General features: G+C 36.3%; 17 protein-coding genes. 13 read left to right on the forward strand and 4 right to left on the reverse strand.

Going from position 1 to position 17996, the window contains the following annotated elements; translation table 11 throughout:
* The first annotated feature begins 3 nt into the window (after positions 1-3).
* On the forward strand, positions 4-909 hold the full coding sequence (locus DM447_RS05135; protein WP_112180202.1) for a ketopantoate reductase family protein: 906 nt from the start codon (positions 4-6) through the stop codon (positions 907-909).
* Between the two features lie 37 nt (positions 910-946).
* Here the strand turns inward: DM447_RS05135 and DM447_RS05140 are convergent, their stop codons facing one another.
* Complete coding sequence (locus tag DM447_RS05140) at positions 947-1918, reverse strand: S8 family peptidase (protein ID WP_112180203.1); 972 nt, start codon at positions 1916-1918, stop codon at positions 947-949.
* 186 nt (positions 1919-2104) lie between these two features.
* On the opposite strand from DM447_RS05140, the gene DM447_RS05145 reads away from it, so the two are divergent.
* From DM447_RS05145 to DM447_RS05170, 6 genes are all read left to right on the forward strand, one after another.
* A complete protein-coding gene (locus tag DM447_RS05145; protein ID WP_198663202.1) occupies positions 2105-3160 on the forward strand; it encodes a M42 family metallopeptidase in 1056 nt (351 codons plus the stop codon).
* Positions 3161-3352: 192 nt separating this feature from the next.
* Positions 3353-4357, forward strand: coding sequence for an efflux RND transporter periplasmic adaptor subunit (locus tag DM447_RS05150; RefSeq protein WP_162632568.1), 1005 nt, complete (start codon positions 3353-3355; stop codon positions 4355-4357).
* Between the two features lie 13 nt (positions 4358-4370).
* On the forward strand, positions 4371-5072 hold the full coding sequence (locus tag DM447_RS05155) for an ABC transporter ATP-binding protein (protein WP_112182667.1): 702 nt from the start codon (positions 4371-4373) through the stop codon (positions 5070-5072).
* Positions 5069-6247, forward strand: coding sequence for an ABC transporter permease (locus DM447_RS05160; RefSeq protein WP_112180205.1), 1179 nt, complete (start codon positions 5069-5071; stop codon positions 6245-6247). The genes DM447_RS05155 and DM447_RS05160 overlap by 4 nt, the downstream gene beginning before the upstream one ends.
* An 88-nt stretch (positions 6248-6335) precedes the next feature.
* Positions 6336-7016 carry a response regulator transcription factor gene (locus tag DM447_RS05165; protein WP_112180206.1) on the forward strand — a complete coding sequence of 227 codons (681 nt, stop codon included), beginning with the start codon at positions 6336-6338 and terminating at the stop codon, positions 7014-7016.
* Positions 6964-8457 carry a sensor histidine kinase gene (locus DM447_RS05170; RefSeq protein WP_162632570.1) on the forward strand — a complete coding sequence of 498 codons (1494 nt, stop codon included), beginning with the start codon at positions 6964-6966 and terminating at the stop codon, positions 8455-8457. Before DM447_RS05165 ends, DM447_RS05170 begins: the two co-directional genes overlap by 53 nt.
* A gap of 14 nt (positions 8458-8471) precedes the next feature.
* Here the strand turns inward: DM447_RS05170 and DM447_RS05175 are convergent, their stop codons facing one another.
* A complete protein-coding gene (locus DM447_RS05175) occupies positions 8472-9665 on the reverse strand; it encodes a cation:proton antiporter (RefSeq protein ID WP_112180208.1) in 1194 nt (397 codons plus the stop codon).
* A gap of 320 nt (positions 9666-9985) precedes the next feature.
* Here DM447_RS05175 and DM447_RS05180 point away from each other — a divergent pair, with 320 nt between their 5' ends.
* Positions 9986-10234, forward strand: coding sequence for a DUF3949 domain-containing protein (locus DM447_RS05180; RefSeq protein WP_241964561.1), 249 nt, complete (start codon positions 9986-9988; stop codon positions 10232-10234).
* Positions 10235-10286: 52 nt separating this feature from the next.
* Here DM447_RS05180 and DM447_RS05185 read toward each other — a convergent pair whose 3' ends face one another.
* Positions 10287-12410, reverse strand: a complete 2124-nt coding sequence (locus DM447_RS05185; RefSeq protein WP_198663204.1) for a heavy metal translocating P-type ATPase — start codon at positions 12408-12410, stop codon at positions 10287-10289.
* Positions 12391-12759 (reverse strand): ArsR/SmtB family transcription factor, encoded by a 369-nt coding sequence (locus DM447_RS05190; RefSeq protein WP_112180210.1) that lies wholly within the window; start codon positions 12757-12759, stop codon positions 12391-12393. The genes DM447_RS05185 and DM447_RS05190 overlap by 20 nt, the downstream gene beginning before the upstream one ends.
* A gap of 167 nt (positions 12760-12926) precedes the next feature.
* Between DM447_RS05190 and DM447_RS05195 the strand changes: the two genes are divergently transcribed.
* The 5 genes from DM447_RS05195 to DM447_RS05215 all read left to right on the forward strand — a co-directional run bounded on the left by DM447_RS05195 (position 12927) and on the right by DM447_RS05215 (position 17989).
* Positions 12927-13346: an RDD family protein gene (locus DM447_RS05195; protein WP_112180211.1), complete on the forward strand. Its 420-nt coding sequence runs from the start codon at positions 12927-12929 to the stop codon at positions 13344-13346.
* Between the two features lie 33 nt (positions 13347-13379).
* Positions 13380-14351, forward strand: coding sequence for an HD domain-containing protein (locus tag DM447_RS05200; RefSeq protein ID WP_112180212.1), 972 nt, complete (start codon positions 13380-13382; stop codon positions 14349-14351).
* Positions 14348-14938, forward strand: coding sequence for a DUF459 domain-containing protein (locus tag DM447_RS05205; protein WP_232824307.1), 591 nt, complete (start codon positions 14348-14350; stop codon positions 14936-14938). The genes DM447_RS05200 and DM447_RS05205 overlap by 4 nt, the downstream gene beginning before the upstream one ends.
* Positions 14926-15255, forward strand: coding sequence for a chaperone CsaA (gene csaA, locus DM447_RS05210; protein WP_112180213.1), 330 nt, complete (start codon positions 14926-14928; stop codon positions 15253-15255). Before DM447_RS05205 ends, csaA begins: the two co-directional genes overlap by 13 nt.
* Positions 15256-15325: 70 nt before the next feature.
* The gene (locus DM447_RS05215) at positions 15326-17989 is read left to right on the forward strand and encodes a cation-transporting P-type ATPase (protein ID WP_112180214.1); all 2664 of its coding nucleotides are present in this window, start codon (positions 15326-15328) and stop codon (positions 17987-17989) included.
* Positions 17990-17996: the final 7 nt, after the last annotated feature.

Consider the following 17996-nt stretch of genomic DNA (forward strand, 5'->3'; position numbering starts at 1 on the left):
GCAGTGCAAATTAAAACGGTTTCGATTATTGGTTTAGGTGCGTTAGGTATTATGTATGCTGCGCATTTTACGAAGAGATTACCAAGGGAGAATGTAAGAATAATTGCCGATCAAAAGCGAATTGACCGCTATCAATCGGAGGGTGTGTATTGTAATGGAGAATATTGTGATTTCCATTATGTAACACCAGAAGAGTCCGTAACACCAGCTGATTTAATTATTTTTACTGTAAAATATAGTGGTTTGTCAAAAGCTATTAATGCTGTTTATAACCAAGTTGGTAAGGATACAATCATTTTATCGGCATTAAATGGTATCTCAAGCGAAGCAGAAATTGGAAACGTGCTAGGTCATGAAAAGGTATTGTATTGTGTAGCACAAGGTATGGATGCTATTAAAGAAGGAAATAAGTTAACTTATCAGAATAAAGGCATGCTTTGTTTCGGTGAAGGAAGTCAGGAAAAAATAGATACAGTTGCTCACTTTTTTGATCAAGTTGATTTACCTTATCAGGTAGTTGACGACATGATCCAGCGACAATGGGGAAAGTTTATGCTAAACGTTGGTGTAAACCAAACTGTTGCTGTCTATCAAACAAACTTTAAAGGGATACATGAAGACGGGGCAGCACGTGACACGATGATCGCTGCGATGCGCGAAGTAATGACACTATCAGAAAAAGAAGGCGTCTATTTAACGGAAGCAGATTTGACTTACTGGTTAGATATCTTATCCACCTTAAATCCAGAAGGTAAACCTTCTTTGCGTCAAGATACAGAAGCAAAGCGGTACAGTGAGGTTGAACTATTCTCTGGAACTGTCATTCGCTTAGGGGAAAAACATAATATTGCAACACCTGTTAACCGATACTTATATCAACAGATAATAGACATGGAGAAACAGTATTAAAAAATATCATCTCGGTATCGTGCCGAGATGATATTTTTTAATCGTTCATTATTGCGAATGATTTTGTCTTTAAATTATCAAATATCGAATCTAAATAGTCTAATAAAGTGAGATAAACTAGACCGTTTCCTTCAAATTTAGCTGAATATCCGAGCGGTAGTGTTCGCCTAATTAATTGGGCATAGAGTTCTGCTTCGGTAAGTTCTCTTTCAAAACTAGTTGTGGTAATATTTTTGATCAGAGCTAGAGCGCCTGCTATATGTGGAGTTGCCATTGAAGTGCCAGAAAGGGTTGCGTAGGTACCATTCAAATAAGTTGATGTGATTTCTTCGCCTGGTGCAACAATATCTACTTCTCTATTGGTATTTGAGAAATCAGATGATCTTCTATCTAAATTAACTGCACCAACACTAATAACCTCATTGTAAGAACCTGGATAAGCGCGTTCCACAGTTTCTTCCTTTCCATCTCCTTCATTTCCTGCAGCACAGACAACTGGAATGTTATGTTCCGTTACGGCTTTTTTTATAACAGTGTGCAATGCTGGAACTTCGGTTGGACCGCCAATAGACATGGAAATGATGTCAACTCCTTGATTAATTGCGTATTGAATCCCATCAATAATCCATTGATAGTTTCCACTCCCATCCTTATCAAGAACTTTAATTATGAGGAGGTCTGCTTTTGGAGCAACTCCTACTACTCCTTGCTCGTTTTGTTCAGCTGCAATGGTTCCAGCCACATGTGTACCATGTCCGTTATAATCATTAAATGCCTCTGGATTCCCTTCATCATCTTCGGTGAAATTCCGTCCACCGATAATACGATCTTTTAATTCTGGATGGGTAGGATCGCATCCAGTATCTAGTATCGCTATTGTAACACCTTCTCCTTTTGTTTGATTCCATATTTCTGGAGCTTGAATTAATGTCACGCCCTTAGGTGTTTCAGTCGTTTCTTCCATCTGTTTTAATACTTTGAATTCACTAAGACGAACGAAATGCTGCATATTATCTCCTCCTTGTCATTTTTAATACTAATACACTTTAATCGTAGCAATATTCAGATTAATTAAAAGGTATATTTGTAGGAGTTTTAGAAGATTTACCGTGGAATTCAATAGATAGAAAGAGGTTGTTACTACTACTTAATACAGCTACAATAATAGTAAAGAAGAATTGGAGAGGTGAATGAATTGAATACATATCCAAATATAACAGAAACGAAACTGTTAATAAAAGAGCTTGTGTCCATCCCAAGCCCATCAGGTAATACAAAAAATGTTATCGGATTTGTCGAGAATTTACTGCAAGATTTACAGGTGCAAACAAAACGCAATCGTAAAGGTGGATTAATTGCCACGATTCCTGGTGTAAATGATAAAGAACACCGTATGTTGACGGCTCATGTTGATACACTTGGCGCAATGGTCAAAGAAATTAAACCAAATGGACGATTAAAGTTAGATTTAATTGGTGGCTTTCGTTTTAATGCAATGGAAGGTGAATACTGTGAAATAGAAACTTCTAGTGGAGCAATTATCACAGGAACTATTTTGATGCATGAAACTTCTGTTCACGTCTACAAAGATGCTGGAAAGGCAGAACGGAATCAAGAGAATATGGAAGTCAGAATTGATGCAAAAGTAGAAAGTGAAGATGATGTTCGCGCAATTGGGATTGAGGTGGGTGATTTTATTTCACTCGATCCACGTGTTGAAGTAACGGATAATGGTTTCATTAAATCACGACATTTAGATGATAAAGCAAGCGTAGCTATTTTACTACAGCTTATTAAACGGCTGAAAGAAGAGGAGATCAAGCTTCCTTATACGACACATTTCTTAATTTCCAATAATGAAGAAATCGGATATGGTGGAAATTCTAATATCACACCAGAAACAGTCGAATACTTAGCAGTTGATATGGGTGCGATGGGTGATGGACAGACAACAGATGAATATACGGTTTCCATTTGTGCAAAAGACTCAAGTGGTCCATATCACTATGGTTTGAGAAAAAACTTAATTGGTTTGTGTGAGGTAAATAAAATTGGTTACAAAGTTGATATCTATCCATTTTATGGTTCAGATGCCTCTGCAGCAATTGGATCTGGTCATGACATAGTCCACGGTTTAATTGGGCCTGGTATTGATTCTTCTCATGCCTATGAGCGTACACACGAATCATCTTTAGAGCAAACGGAACAGCTTGTTTATCATTATGTGCAAGCAAACTTAGTGAAGTATTAATATTTTAAGAAGATTGTCAGCTAAGAAACGTTACTAAGTAGCGTTCCTTAGCTTTTTTTATTGAAAAGATTTACTTTTACTATTGTTTTGTAAATATTTTACGTTGACTTCTTTTTGACATCTTAAAGGACTATGCTATTTTTTGTAACAAATTAAATAAAATAATTTTCTATTGAAGAAAGGATGGAAAAAATGAAGAAGTGGATTATTGTACTAGTGATTATTGTGCTTGTTATTGCTGGAGGAACAACGACATACGGTTTTATTAATAGTAATGAAGAAATAGAAAACAATGCAATGGCAACAACACAAACTGCGGTTGCTGAGCTTGGTAATGTGGAAGTTAATATTAGTGGTACAGGTAGTATTTTAACAATGAATGAACAAACAATTACGTTTGATGACAATAACGCTGTAATTGAAGAAGTTTTAGTAGAAGTTGGTGATATGGTAGAAGAAGGAGATGAATTGATCACGTTTGAAGATGATGCATTCGATGCTATTGAGGCTCCTTTTTCTGGTGAGATTACGATATTAAACGTTGCAGCTGAAGATACAGTTTCGATGGGAACAGAAATGATTGAAATAACGGATTATGATAACTTGCAAATGGTAGTGAATATAGATGAATTGGATATTGCACAAATTGAAGTTGGACAAACTGCTGTAATTGACGTTAGTGCGATTACGGATAATGATTTTACTGGAATCGTTACAAATGTTGCAAAAGAAGCAAATGATTCAGAGAGCAGTGTTGCGCAATATGCTGTCGAAGTGACAATTAATGAACCAGAAGGTATTAAAGTGGGAATGACTGCTGAAGCAACAATTACTACAGAAAGTAAAGAGAATGTATTAACTGTACCGATTGAAGCGATTCAAACACAAGGTGATCAATATTATGTGTTAATGGAAGATACATCAGCTGAAGAAGAGTCTAGTGAAACAACGACAGAAGAAGGTGATTTAGCTTCAGAACAAGTAACGATTGAAGTTGGTTTGCAAAATGAAGAAGTTGCTGAAATTACTAGTGGTCTTAGTGAAGGTGATGTAATTCTTATCGAAGCAGTGCAAGCAACTGATGATACTGGAGAAGCAACAATGGAAGAAATGTTCCAAGGCAGTTTTGGTGGAGGAACGGGTGAGAGGCCTAGTGGCGAAATGCCTGCAGGTGGGATGAGACCAAATGGTAATTAAGGAGGCAATGAAAATGATTGAGAATCAACGGATTGTTGAGATTAACAACCTAAGTAAGCATTATACACTTGGCGGAGAGACAGTAAAAGCATTAGATAATGTAAGTTTCTCAGTCAATAAAGGTGATTTCATTGCAATCATCGGTCCATCTGGTTCAGGGAAATCTACTTTGATGAATATGATTGGTTGTTTAGATATACCGGACACAGGTGAGTATTTTTTGGATGGTAAGAATGTTTTTGGATTAAAGCAAAGGCAATTAGCAGAAGTGCGTAATCAAAAAATCGGGTTTATCTTTCAATCTTTTAATTTATTAAAGAAACAATCGGCATATGAAAATGTAGAATTACCATTGATATATCGTGGATTAAGTAAAAATGAACGGAAAGAAATTGTGAGGAATGCGTTAGAAAAAGTTAACATAGCAGATCGTGCTAGCCACCGGCCAACTGAATTATCGGGAGGTCAACAACAAAGAGTTGCTATCGCGAGGGCACTTGCAGGTCATCCGCCAATTTTACTCGCAGATGAACCTACAGGTGCGTTAGATAGTAAAACTGGTCTTGAAGTGATGGATTTGATTAAAGATTTGAATAGGCAAGGACATACGATTATTTTAATAACACATGACTTGGATATTGCTAATCAAGCAAAGCGTGTTATTCATATCGAAGATGGTCGAGTAGTTGAAAAAGAGGAGGTACGGATACTGTGAAGTTTGGTCAGGTGATTAAAATTGCATATAAGAATATCGTATCAAATAAACTTAGAACATTTTTAACGATGCTAGGTGTGATTATTGGTGTTTCAGCTGTTATTGCGCTAATTTCCCTCGGACAAAGTGCATCGTCATCTGTATCAGAAGATGTCTCTTCTTTAGGAACAACTATGGTGAGCGTGAATATACAAGGGAACACAACGACAGAAGAGGTAGTTGATTATGAGGAAGTGCTCGCATTTTCTGAATATGATGAAGTTGAAGCTGTTTCTCCAACTGTATCTGGAACAGGGACAATCACAAATGGAACAACTAGTATGGATAGTGTATCTATTACAGGTGTAACACCGGGTTATCTAGAAGTTCAAGATGCCTCAGTCAGTTCTGGTCGATTTGTACTTGATATAGATCAAGATAATCGAAATAAGGTTATCTTGTTAGGATCTAATGTAGCAAGTGAATTATTTGGTTTCAGTAATCCAATAGGAAATGATGTGAAGATAGACGGAAATACATTTACTGTCGTTGGTGTACTTGCTGAACAAGGGGAAGAGTTACAAGGTTCTGTAGATGATACCGTATTACTTCCGTTTTCAACTGCACAACGATTTCTAGAACAAACAGTAGTGAATACTGTTGATGTTAAAATGGCATCTGAAGAAGAAGTTGATTTAGGAATGGCTAAAATTGAACAGTTTCTTTATAACCAATTTAGCGGGGATGATTCCAGTTATAATGTTCGAAACCAATCAGATGTATCAGACGCCTTAACTTCTATAACGGAAACAATGACACTATTATTAGCAGGAATTGCTAGTATTTCGTTGCTAGTTGGTGGAATTGGGATTATGAATATTATGCTAGTCTCTGTAACGGAACGGACGAATGAAATTGGAATTAGAAAAGCAATTGGCGCGAAGAAAAAAGATATTCTTATTCAATTTTTAATTGAAGCTACACTCCTAAGTAGTCTAGGTGGACTTATAGGAGTTGTAATCGGAATAGGAAGTGCAGAACTCCTGTCTTCTATTTTAGACATGAGCATAGCTATATCATGGGTTGCAGTCGCAATTTCCGTTAGTTTTTCAATTGTAATTGGTATTGGATTTGGTATTTTTCCAGCAAATAAAGCAGCCAATTTAAGCCCTTTGGAAGCTTTAAGGCATAGTTAAGTTTCAAGTAGTAGAGTTTGACAAGAACGTATTGTCAAACTCTATTTTTATAGATTGCTAGAATAAATTTAACTAAAGAGGTTATGTAATGAAAACAATATTAGTTGTAGAAGATGAAAAACCAATCTCACTTGTTCTGGGAGCTTATTTAGAAAAAGAAGGATATAATGTCGCCTATGCATATGACGGTGTGGAGGCAATACAAGGAGTCGATGAAGTAAATCCAACGCTCATATTGTTAGATGTTATGTTACCTGAATTAAATGGTTGGACTGTACTAAAAAAAATTAGAGAGAAAAATTCTTGTCCAGTTATTATGCTAACCGCGATTTCTGGAACAGAGCATATGATACAAGGATTTAATGAAGGTGCGGATGACTATATTACAAAACCGTTTGTGGCAGAAGAGGTAATCGCGCGAGTGAGTGCCGTTTTACGTCGTTCTCCTCAGTTAGAAAGAGCGGACAAGATTAAGCTGTTTGGGACATTAAAAATTAATCTGCTTTCCAATCAAGTTTTTTTAAAGGGAATAGAAATTAAGTTCACTCCAAAGGATCTAGCTTTATTTTTATTTCTAGTGCATCATCCAAACCAAACGTTTACAAGAGAGCAACTGATTGAGAATGTTTGGGGGTATGATTACGAAGGAAGTAATCGTGCCGTTGATCTTGCCGTGAAACGAATTCGCAAATTATTAAGTGGATGGGATGTACATTATGGAGAAATTAAAACGTTACGGAACATGGGTTACCAATTTTATATTAAATAGAAGGAATAAGAAACCATCTCTACTGTATTATTGGACGAAGCGATATTTAGTTACATTAGTAATCGGTTTACTCATTATTGGACTTGTGTCGATATTTTGGATAAGACATAATACGATTGAAAACAGGTTAGAATTAACGAAATTACTAGCTCAAGAACTTGCTGATAGAGTTGTAGATGAAACCTCTGGTGAAGAAATAACATTGTCGCGTCTTCCTTTTATATTAGAAGAACGGGAAAGCCTTTTAAATAATCAAGTACCATTACAGGTTTATATAAAAACAAATGATGGTGAATTATTTTCTCCTAATCCAATGCCAAATCGTTTTGACAATAGAACAGAAGAGTTAGATTGGCTAGAAACAATTGCAATCTCTGATCAATTGGTAGTAGAGAAGATACCATTTGGAGACAATAATACTAGCTATGCAGTAATCTCGCCAATTGTAGACGACGGAGAGGATATTGGTGCAGTAATTATTATTCAGCGAATGGAAAGCATTGCTAGTATGAATAAGGAAGAATACCAACTGTTAGCGATGTTACTTGTCAGTATGGCTATACTCGGATGGTTAGTTATTTATTTTTTATCAAAAAAACTTGCTAAGCCTATTCAAGAAGTTGCTGTAGCAGCTGAAAAATTGCGCAACGGAGATTATACTATTCATTTAAACGAGAATATTCAAGAAAAAGAACTACATCAACTCGTGATATCATTCAAAGAAATGGCAATAAAATTGCAACAATTAGAAGGACTTAGATCTGAACTATTAGCAGGGGTGACCCATGAATTAAAAACGCCGATTACTTCAGTAAGTGCACTTATTCAAGCAGTTCAAGAAGATGTAGTAGATGAGAGAAGGAAAAAAGAGTTTTTACAAATGGCATTAAAAGAAGCTCAGAGACTACAAAACATGGTAGAAGATCTGTTGGATTTTAATAGTTTCACAGCTGGTTCCATTATAGTGAATGCAGAAAAACTGAATATAAAGCAGACAGTAAAGGAAATTATCTATCAATGGGAAATTGTCCATGAGAAACAATTAAAGGGTAAAAAACTTATGTATAATTTTAGTGAAAACCAACTATGTGCTATAGCGGATCCGATTCGCTTGCAACAGATTATAACGAATCTACTGAATAATGGTTTACATGCAATAAAAGGGAATGTGGATGGCCATTTAATTGTAGAGATTTATCAGCAAAAAGAGACTATTTTGATAGAGGTAAAAGATAATGGGAGTGGTATTCCAAAAGAAGAACAACCTTTTATTTTCGAACGATTTTATCGAGGTGAAGATAAGAAACATGTCGAACATGGTTTAGGGCTTGGTTTACCATATAGTTTACTCTTAGCCAAAGCACAAGCTGGCGATTTATTTTTAAAGAAAAGCGTATATGGCGAAACGATTTTTGTAATAGAGCTCCCACCTAAAGACTAGGGTTAGGTGGGTGATTATTCTTTTGCTTTTTTAGACAATGGATAGATTCCTAAACTCTGAATCACTAGGGATAACAATACAACCGCAAAGGATAAAGATACGACCCAATCCAGTTCGGCACTATTTGTATCTTCCGCATAAAGGGTGAGAATAAGGAAAATTGACATCGTTCCTTTCAATCCAGCCCAAGAGATAAGGAAAGATTCCATTATACTGGTCGAATGACGCCAACGTGGAAAAATCTTTGTTGTACCTAGGATAAGTAAGAAGCGGATCACTAGTGCAACAAGAAATATAATAATAGCGAAGATCCATCCATCAAAGATAAGATATCCAGCAGCCTCAATACCGATTACTAAGAATATTAAGGAGAGAATGGAAAGTTCTACAATGCTCCAAAATCCGTTAAGTGCATCTTTAAAATGCGCTTCTTTGATTGTGCGACCATATTCAAATGCTAGCATCATTCCAGCAGATACGGTGGCAAGTACTCCTGAAACGCCAATAAATTCAGCAATATGAAAAATTCCGTAAGCTAAGACAATACTGAGCATCACTTGATATTCCTTATGGTGCGTATAGTGCACCCCTTTACTCATAAGCCAGCCAAAACCAATTCCGAGCAATGCCCCACCAATTGATACAAATAAAAACTCTCCGATAAAGGAAAGGGTAGAGAATGCATGTTGATCAATAAACATGCTAGTTAGCACAGTAAAGACAACAATACTTGTTCCATCATTTAACATCGATTCCCCTTCTACAAGTGTTGCAATTTTTTTATCACCCGATGATTTTTTTAGTATCGGCACAACGGATACAGGGTCAGTCGGTGTTAAAACCGATGCAACAATTAATGCAGCTAGAAAAGACAAAGAAGTAAAGATGCTACCTAATAAATAGATCGTAACCCCCAGTACAGCAACGGTAATAAGTAATCCACCAGTTGCAAGGAATAAAATAATCCAAGCATTTTCTTTAAATGCTTTTGGTGGAAACTGATAAGCAGAAATAAATAATAGTGCTGGTAAGAAAATATGATAAATCATGTCAGCCGTCACATTGATAGATGAAAAATAAGGTATAAAAGATAACACAATTCCCAGTAGAACTAATACAGTAGGGACAGGAAAATTCTCTTGCCTTTTATCAATTGTGAAGATAATAAATCCAATAAATAAGAGCCAGATAATTTGACCGATCTCCATGATTGACACCTCCCGCATAATTTTTGTTAGTATGCGTATCTATAGCCTTAAATAAGCAGAATTAAACTGATAATAGTTTGGACGGCTCATATAAATTGCTGAAGGGTGCATATATTTTGTGGAACGTCCCATATAAATTGCTTAAGGGCGCATATATGCTGATAAATGCTCATTAATCATGCTTAACGGCTCATATCTGATAGAAATTTGATTATATGAGCCATTCAAGATATGAAACCTTTTCCTGTATTCACACGTAAATTAGTATACAAAGACTATCAAAGCATATAGAAAGGTAGGTGTCTCCAATTAATTACATTTTGATAATACTAGGCGTATATGTTGTATTCTCTCTTGTGATTACACCTATTCAATACAATTATTATCTTGCAATAAAGGAATTGGAAGACAAGCAGAAGAAAAAAGGCAAGACACAAGCACAAATGTATGAAGAGATGAGTTTTGAAGAAGATTATCTGCACTACAACGCACAATCAAATGCTTTTTTCTTGCTTTCAAATATATTTGCTGCCATTTACTATCGAATGAAACATCCAAAACATAAATAATCCTACTAAAAAAAACGCTCGGGATGCAGTGCAACCCAAGCGTTTTCAATATTTAATCTTTAATCTTTAATAGGCGTAGGCTGTTTAATGTGACAATTAATGTAGCACCCATATCAGCAAATATCGCGATCCATAGTGTTAGCCAACCTGGAACAACGAGCAGCAATGCGATTACTTTAATTACTAATGAAAAAGTAATATTTTGCTTGATAATGGCTAGTGCTTTGCGACTTAATTTAATCGTATAAGGTAATTTATGTAAGTCGTCAGACATGAGGGCGATATCAGCTGTTTCTAACGCTGTATCTGTTCCAGCACCGCCCATTGCCACGCCAACGGTTGATGCAGCAAGTGCTGGGGCATCATTCACGCCATCACCTACCATCGCTACATGTTGATGTTTTTCGCGTAATTTTTTAATGAAATCAAGTTTATCTTTAGGAAGTAAGTCCGCTTGAATAGTTGAAACACCGATTTGTTTACCTATTGCTGCTGCAGTTCTTCGATTATCCCCAGTCAACATAACCGTTTCGATGCCTAAGTTAGCTAATTTTTGGATTACTTCGTTTGATGAATCTCTGACTTCATCTGCTACTGCAAGTAACAATAAAATTTCTTTCTCTGTTCCTAATAACATGACAGTTTTACCTTCTGTTTGCATATGTGTGATTTTTGCTTTGATATTACTATCAAATGTTTGGTGTAGTTCTTCAAAAAGAGTTGGGTTTCCGACATAATATAATGTGTTATCAACCTTTGCTTTTACACCTTTACCCGTAATAGATTGGAAGTCCTCGATCACCACATCCTTGATGTTCAAACCTTTATCATATGCCTGACCAATAATTGCAGATGCAAACGGATGCTGGGATGATTTCTCAATTGCTACAGTGATTGTCAGTAAGTCATTTTCGTTTCCGCCAAAACTATCTAGATCTGTTACAGCTGGGATACCTTTTGTTAATGTTCCGGTCTTATCAAAAGCTATTGCTTTTAGAGCGCCTGCTTCTTCTAAATGAATCCCACCTTTAATCAAAACACCACTTTTTGCTGCATTCCCGATTGCAGTAACTACTGCTACTGGTGTAGAGATTACTAATGCACATGGACAACCAACAACAAGCACAGCTAATCCTTGATAGACCCACTCATTCCAACTAGCTCCAAAAAATAATGGCGGAATAATAGCAATTAGAAAAGCAAGGATGACAATTGCTGGTGTATAGTATTTCGCGAATCGATCAACGAAGGCCTGAGAAGGTGCACGTTCAGCTTGAGCTTCCTCGACAAGATGAATGATTTTCGCTAGTGTCGTATCTTCCACACGTTTTGTTACTTTAACCTCGAGCAATCCTTCTTCATTCAATGTTCCTGCAAAAACTTCATCATCAATTGATTTCGTTACTGGTACACTCTCACCAGTAATTGCTGCTTGGTTTACCGTTGACTTGCCATATATTATTGAACCATCCATTGCGAGCTTATCACCAGGTTTTACGATCATAATGTCATCCACTTGAATGTCTTTAACAGGGATCAGCAATTCTTCATTCTGGCGTCGAATTAAAGCTTCTTTTGGTGCAATATTCATTAATGATTCAATCGATTGTCGCGCTTTATCCATTGAATAACGCTCTAATACTTCACTGATTGCAAAAAGAATAACGACGGTCGCACCTTCACTCCATTGACCAATTAGTGCGGCACCGATAACTGCAATTGTCATTAATGTTTTCATATCGAAATTTAACTTGCTTAGATTTTTTAATCCTTTGTAAAATAAAGAATATCCACCAATTATAATCGATGAGGCGTAACCAATTGTAGGAATAACATGTGCTTCTCCGTAATGCTCACCTAAAAACCAACTAATTACCAATAGAATTGCGGATAGATATACTTTCCGATTTTCTTTTTGCTTCCAAAAAGGTTCTTGATTAACAGGTTTTTCATTTTCATTTCGTATCTTTAAATTTTCAAAAGCACCTGCTTTTTCTAAGTCTACTATTGTTGTATTGCCTTCGACAGTTAGTTTAGAAGCACCAAAGTTCACTTTTGCATTTGAAACACCATCCAGGTGTCGAACGTTCTCTTCGAACGTTTTAGCACAGCCTGCTCAGGTGAATCCTTGGACACGATAGGTCGTTTCTTCGTTTTTAGACATGTGCAAGCACATCCTTTTCATGGGATAAAGCCATAACCATAACTTGCTTAATTACTTCATTATCTAAAGAATAAAAAGCTAATTTCCCAACTTTTTTATAGGTCACGATTCCTTGCTTATGCAAGCTTCGTAAATGGTGAGATGCTGTTGCGACAGTAGATCCAATAATATTAGCAATGTCACAGACGCATAATTCTTCCTCTTGGCATAAAGCAAAAGAAATCTTTGCTCTGTTTTCATCTGCAAGTGCTTTGAAAATCTTAGCAATACCAGCTATATCTTCTTTTTGTATTTCATTTTGTATACGTTTAACTTTTGGTTCGTCATAACAATAGATGTCACACGTATCTTTTTTTGCCATTATAAAGGCTCCTCCTAAATATTCAAATGTCTATTTGAATATAGTATAAACTATTCGTATTTCTTATTCAAATGAATGTTTGAATATTATCAAAAAGTTATAATTTAATTGATGGGTGAATGTGTTAAAATTAAAAAAACTTGTTTTAAGAAAGGGGATGATGAATCATGAAAGAACATCAAACAGCAGGCTTTTGGATAAGATTAGGAGCTAGAGCGTTGGATGGCATTATTATCACTACTGTTTTTGCTTTGGTATATGGTTTAATAATGGGGAAGATTCCAATTGATTTAACACAAGAGTGGACTTGGCAAATAGTCATTACAGCTTATGCAACTATCTTACCAGTATTATGGTGTGGCTATAGTATTGGTAAAAAGATATGTCGGATAAACATAAGACGTTATGCGGATGATGGGCAGGTCACCTTTTGGAATATGTTTTTGCGTGAGGTAGTTGGTTATCAACTTCTTTCAATCGTTACATTTGGCGTCTCCATAATCATCAGTGCTTTCATGGTAGCTTTTTTAAAAGATAAACGTGCGATTCATGATTTTATAAGCGGTACGTACGTTAAGAGAGATTAATAAATTATTTTTATAAAAAGAGGGGATGCATGAATGTCTAATCAAAATGTATTGTTGCATGAACCACTATATCCTGATGTGGGAGCCTCTTCCATTGAACTGGCATTGTTTGCAAGTCGTCCGTTAAGGCGTCTAAAACATCTTGCACATTTTGGTGCGGGTTCTTTGATATCTTCTGTTGTTCATTCGCGTTTTGAACATACAGTTGGTGTCTGGAAATTGACTGCTTATTTCTTTCCGGAAAATATTGAGTTACGTATAGCTGCTATTTTGCATGATATTGGTCATTTGCCATTTTCTCATGCTGTAGAAAAGATATTAGATTTTAACCATCATCAGTTAACGGTGCAGTATATAAAAGAAAAAGAAATCAACTCTATCTTAATTAATGGAGGCATTGATCCGGAACAGATAATAAATTTGTTAAATATGGACTCAGCCTTAACTGGTATCGGTAATAATTTAGGGATTGACCACTTAGATAGCTTCTTACGAGATACATATATGGCTGGTAAGCTAGATGTACTGCCAAAGAATGTTTTAAAAAAGCTCGCTTGTTCACAACATGGAATAGAGACCGATGAAGAAACTGGGCTCTATCTACTTCAATTAATTTTAGCAGATCATCAACTTTTCTTATTCCCTAAAATGGTTGGGATTGATCGTCTTTTAGCTGAAGCGATTCGGTGCCATTGGAAAGAAGTTGGATCGGAAACAGATAGATTTGATTTTACTCGAATGATCGATGCTGACGTAGTTAATATATTGAAAAAATCACCTTCTACGAAAGCAAATAAAATCATTAATATAGTAAGCTATCAACCAAATAGAATTATAATATACCCCAAGCAATCAGGAAAAGGTTATCCAATAAGGGTTCGGAAAATGTATCGAAAGTCACCATTATGTAATGGTAGACTTTTAGCTGATTATAATGAACAAGCTCAATATATAATCGATAAGTTAACCTCACTGACTTTTGAAATGGAGGTCGCTTTTGATTGAAAGATACGAAAATAAAAAAATTAGTTTGCTTCGGTGATAGTATTACGGCTAGGCATGAGGGATTCGATGAGCCGATGCTAACAGTTAAGCTAGCAGCAAAGTTAGCGAACTATCACGTTATTAACGCAGGGATCTCTGGTAATAATACAGTAGACGCAATAAATCGCTTAGAAGCGGATGTCCTTTTAAGGGAGCCAGACTTGGTTACCGTTATGTTTGGCGCTAATGACGCGGCTTTTCACAAAATGATAGCTATAGATACATATCAAGAGAACCTTTTTAAAATTGTACGAACGATTGGTCCTAAGAAGACAATTTTAATCACACCTAGCCCTGTCGATGAATCGATTCAGTTTGCGCGAACGAATACTGTACTCGCTACGTATGCAGCTGTTGTTAGAAATGTTGCAGAAAAGACGGGGGCTGGTTATATTGCTTTATTCTCTGAGTTGTTGGCATGTGAGAAATACCAACAAAAATTAAAAGGAATAAGAAATGATGGACTCCATTTCGGTGAAGCAGGCTATGATTATTTAGTAGATTTAATTATAAAAAAGCTGACGGAGGAATACAGATGGCATCAATAGACGATTTCAATAAATTAGATATACGGATAGGGACAGTCTTGCAGGCGGATGCATTTCCAGAAGCACGCAAACCTGCAATAAAGCTTGAAATTGATTTTGGAGAACTGGGGATCAAAAAGTCTTCTGCACAAATTACCAAAAGATATGAACCAGAACAATTAGTAGGTCGACAAGTTGTTGCAGTAGTAAACTTTCCAGCTATGCGTGTTGCTGGCTTTAAATCTGAAGTGCTTGTGATCGGAGGTGTACCTGGTGCAGATGATGTCGTATTGTTAAGTCCAGACGAAAAAGTAGCGAATGGGACGATAGTATCGTGAAAAGTTAATGTTTATTCCCCTTCCTTGTTGGGAACGGTTAAGAAGAACTTACTTTGGAGGGGAAGCGTAGATGGATGATGAAACTAGGCGAAGTTGGTATGCTACAGGTGTAGAAGATCTCAAAAAAAGATTAGATACGAATATAGATGAAGGTTTAACGAAAGATGAAGCAAAAGCGAGACTAGAAAAAGAAGGAAAAAACAAGCTCGATGAGGTAAAGAAAGAGTCTACGTTAAAGAAAATTATCAAACAGTTTAATGATGTAATTATCTATGTGCTAATTGCTGCTACGATAATTACATTTTTAATTAACCAGTATATTGATTCAGCCGTGATCGGTACAGTTGTGATCGTTAACGCATTAATTGGTTACTTACAAGAAAACAAGGCAGAAAAAGCGTTAGATAGTATCCGTAATATGTTATCGGCCGAAGCTACAGTCAAACGTGGTGGTCAACGAATTGAAATAAATGCAGAAGAGATTGTTAAAGGTGATATTGTTTATTTATTTCCTGGCGATCGGGTGCCTGCAGATCTTAGGATTATTGATACAGATAATTTGAAAATGGAAGAAGCGGCCTTAACAGGTGAATCAGATTCGGTAGAAAAACAAATCGAAGCTTTACCTGCTGACACCGTATTAGCAGACCGTATCAATATGGCATTTTCCAGTACATCCGTTACTTCTGGCACAGGTGTTGGTGTCGTAGTAGAAACAGGTAATGATACTGAAATTGGTAAAATCAATGAAAGCATGACAGAAGTAAAAGAAATGGAGACACCATTAACAAAACAAACGGCTACTTTTGGTAAGAATATTACGATTGCTGTTGTCATAATAGCAATTGGATTTTTTGCGTTTGCATACTTTTTCCGGGATTACGAAATAGGTGAGTTATTCTTATCTGTTATCGCAATGGTAGTAGGATCGATCCCAGAAGGATTGCCTGCCATTATGTCAATGATCCTAGCCATTGGTGTGCAGAAGATGGCGAAACGAAATGCAATTGTAAAAAGTTTACCCTCTGTCGAAACACTAGGATCAGTAACGGTTATTAACTCAGATAAAACGGGAACTTTAACTAAAAATGAAATGACTGTAAAGTCGGTTGTGACAGCGGAAAATACTTATAAAGTTTCAGGTGAGGGGTACGCACCTGTAGGAGAAATACAAGCAAACGCTGATAAAGAAGATCCGCTACTCGAAAAGTTTCTCCTTGCAACGAAAACTGCAAATGAATCCTCCTTAACAAAAGACGAAGAAGATCGCTGGGCTATTAGTGGTGAACCAACGGATGGCTGTTTTATTACGTTAGCAGAAAAAACAGCGCTAACTTTACCAGAAACAGAAGAAGTTGATAAAATTCCATTCGACTCTGACTATAAATACATGGCGACACTATCTGACGTTCCAAATGATGGACGCTATATATTCGTTAAAGGTGCGCCTGGTGAACTATTTAATATGGTCGAAGATATGGAAGGATTTGATCGTAACTATTGGGAAGATCAGATGGAACAATTGGCTAAACAAGGTCAACGTGTCATTGCGGCTGGCTATAAAAAAGTAGCTGATGACGTTGAAGCACTGTCACATGATGACTTATCCACAGATATTACGTTTCTAGGGTTAGCTGGTATTATTGATCCACCGCGTGAAGAAGCAATTAAAGCTGTTAAAGCCGCACACTCGGCTGGAGTCCAAGTTAAAATGATTACAGGTGACCATCCAGAAACTGCGCTCGCAATTGGTAATAAAATTGGTCTACATACAAATGACCAAGCAATAACAGGTAAAGAAATCGATAAAATGACTGACGAAGAACTAGCTTCTGTTATTAAAGATTATGCTATATTTGCTCGTACAAGTCCGGATAATAAATTACGCATTGTTACAGCATTGCAAGAAAATGGTGAAGTAACATCAATGACCGGAGATGGTGTTAACGATGCACCAGCACTTAAAAAAGCTGATATAGGTGTAGCGATGGGAATTAAAGGAACAGAAGTCGCAAAAGATGCCTCGAATATGATTCTGACAGATGATAACTTCAAGACAATTGTCGATGCAATAGAAGAAGGTCGTCGCGTTTATGATAATGTGAAAAAGACGATATTATTCCTGTTACCTACTAGTGCAGCAGAAGGATTTATCGTTATGGCAAGTATTTTGCTGGGAATTTCCATGTTGTTAAGTCCTGTTCAACTATTGTGGATTAATATGGTTTCGGCCATCACTATATCTTTTGCATTCGTTTATGAACCTGCTGAAAAAGATGTGATGATTCGTAAGCCAAGAGAAAAGGGAACACAATTGTTAAGCAAGTACTATGTATTTCGAATCTTTTATGTGGCAGCACTTGTAGCTGGTGGTGGTTTGATTGCTAATGCAATAATGGTAGATAATGGTTATGCACATGCAGTAGCTAATACAGTGACATTAAATATTGTTGTATTTGGTAAAATGTTTTACTTATTTAATGTTAGAAACGAACATGGATTTGCGCTAAACAAAAGCTTTTTCACGAATAAAATTGCATTTATTGTTTGTGCGATTTTAATTCTACTTCAGCTTGCGATTACGTATTTACCATTTATGCAAACTATTTTTGCCACAGCAGCACTAGATATTGGACTCTGGTTAATTCCGATTGGAGTCGGATTAAGTGTATTTATAATAGTAGAAATAGAGAAGTATTTGAAACGAACATTTTTTAATGGCAATAAAGCCTAAGAGTTTT

Origin of the sequence: Paraliobacillus zengyii, from assembly GCF_003268595.1 — a bacterium.
Classification (GTDB): domain Bacteria; phylum Bacillota; class Bacilli; order Bacillales; family Amphibacillaceae; genus Paraliobacillus_A; species Paraliobacillus_A zengyii.

Excerpts from the sequence above, each read along its gene's own strand:
- DM447_RS05190 (WP_112180210.1), bottom strand. The coding sequence starts at position 12,759 with ATGGCAAAAAAAGATACGTGTGACATCTATTGTTATGACGAACCAAAA.
- DM447_RS05140 (WP_112180203.1), bottom strand. The coding sequence starts at position 1,918 with ATGCAGCATTTCGTTCGTCTTAGTGAATTCAAAGTATTAAAACAGATG.
- DM447_RS05175 (WP_112180208.1), bottom strand. The coding sequence starts at position 9,665 with ATGGAGATCGGTCAAATTATCTGGCTCTTATTTATTGGATTTATTATC.
- DM447_RS05165 (WP_112180206.1), top strand. The coding sequence starts at position 6,336 with ATGAAAACAATATTAGTTGTAGAAGATGAAAAACCAATCTCACTTGTT.
- DM447_RS05195 (WP_112180211.1), top strand. The coding sequence starts at position 12,927 with ATGAAAGAACATCAAACAGCAGGCTTTTGGATAAGATTAGGAGCTAGA.
- DM447_RS05150 (WP_162632568.1), top strand. The coding sequence starts at position 3,353 with ATGAAGAAGTGGATTATTGTACTAGTGATTATTGTGCTTGTTATTGCT.
- DM447_RS05155 (WP_112182667.1), top strand. The coding sequence starts at position 4,371 with ATGATTGAGAATCAACGGATTGTTGAGATTAACAACCTAAGTAAGCAT.
- csaA (WP_112180213.1), top strand. The coding sequence starts at position 14,926 with ATGGCATCAATAGACGATTTCAATAAATTAGATATACGGATAGGGACA.
- DM447_RS05170 (WP_162632570.1), top strand. The coding sequence starts at position 6,964 with ATGGAGAAATTAAAACGTTACGGAACATGGGTTACCAATTTTATATTA.
- DM447_RS05200 (WP_112180212.1), top strand. The coding sequence starts at position 13,380 with ATGTCTAATCAAAATGTATTGTTGCATGAACCACTATATCCTGATGTG.
- DM447_RS05215 (WP_112180214.1), top strand. The coding sequence starts at position 15,326 with ATGGATGATGAAACTAGGCGAAGTTGGTATGCTACAGGTGTAGAAGAT.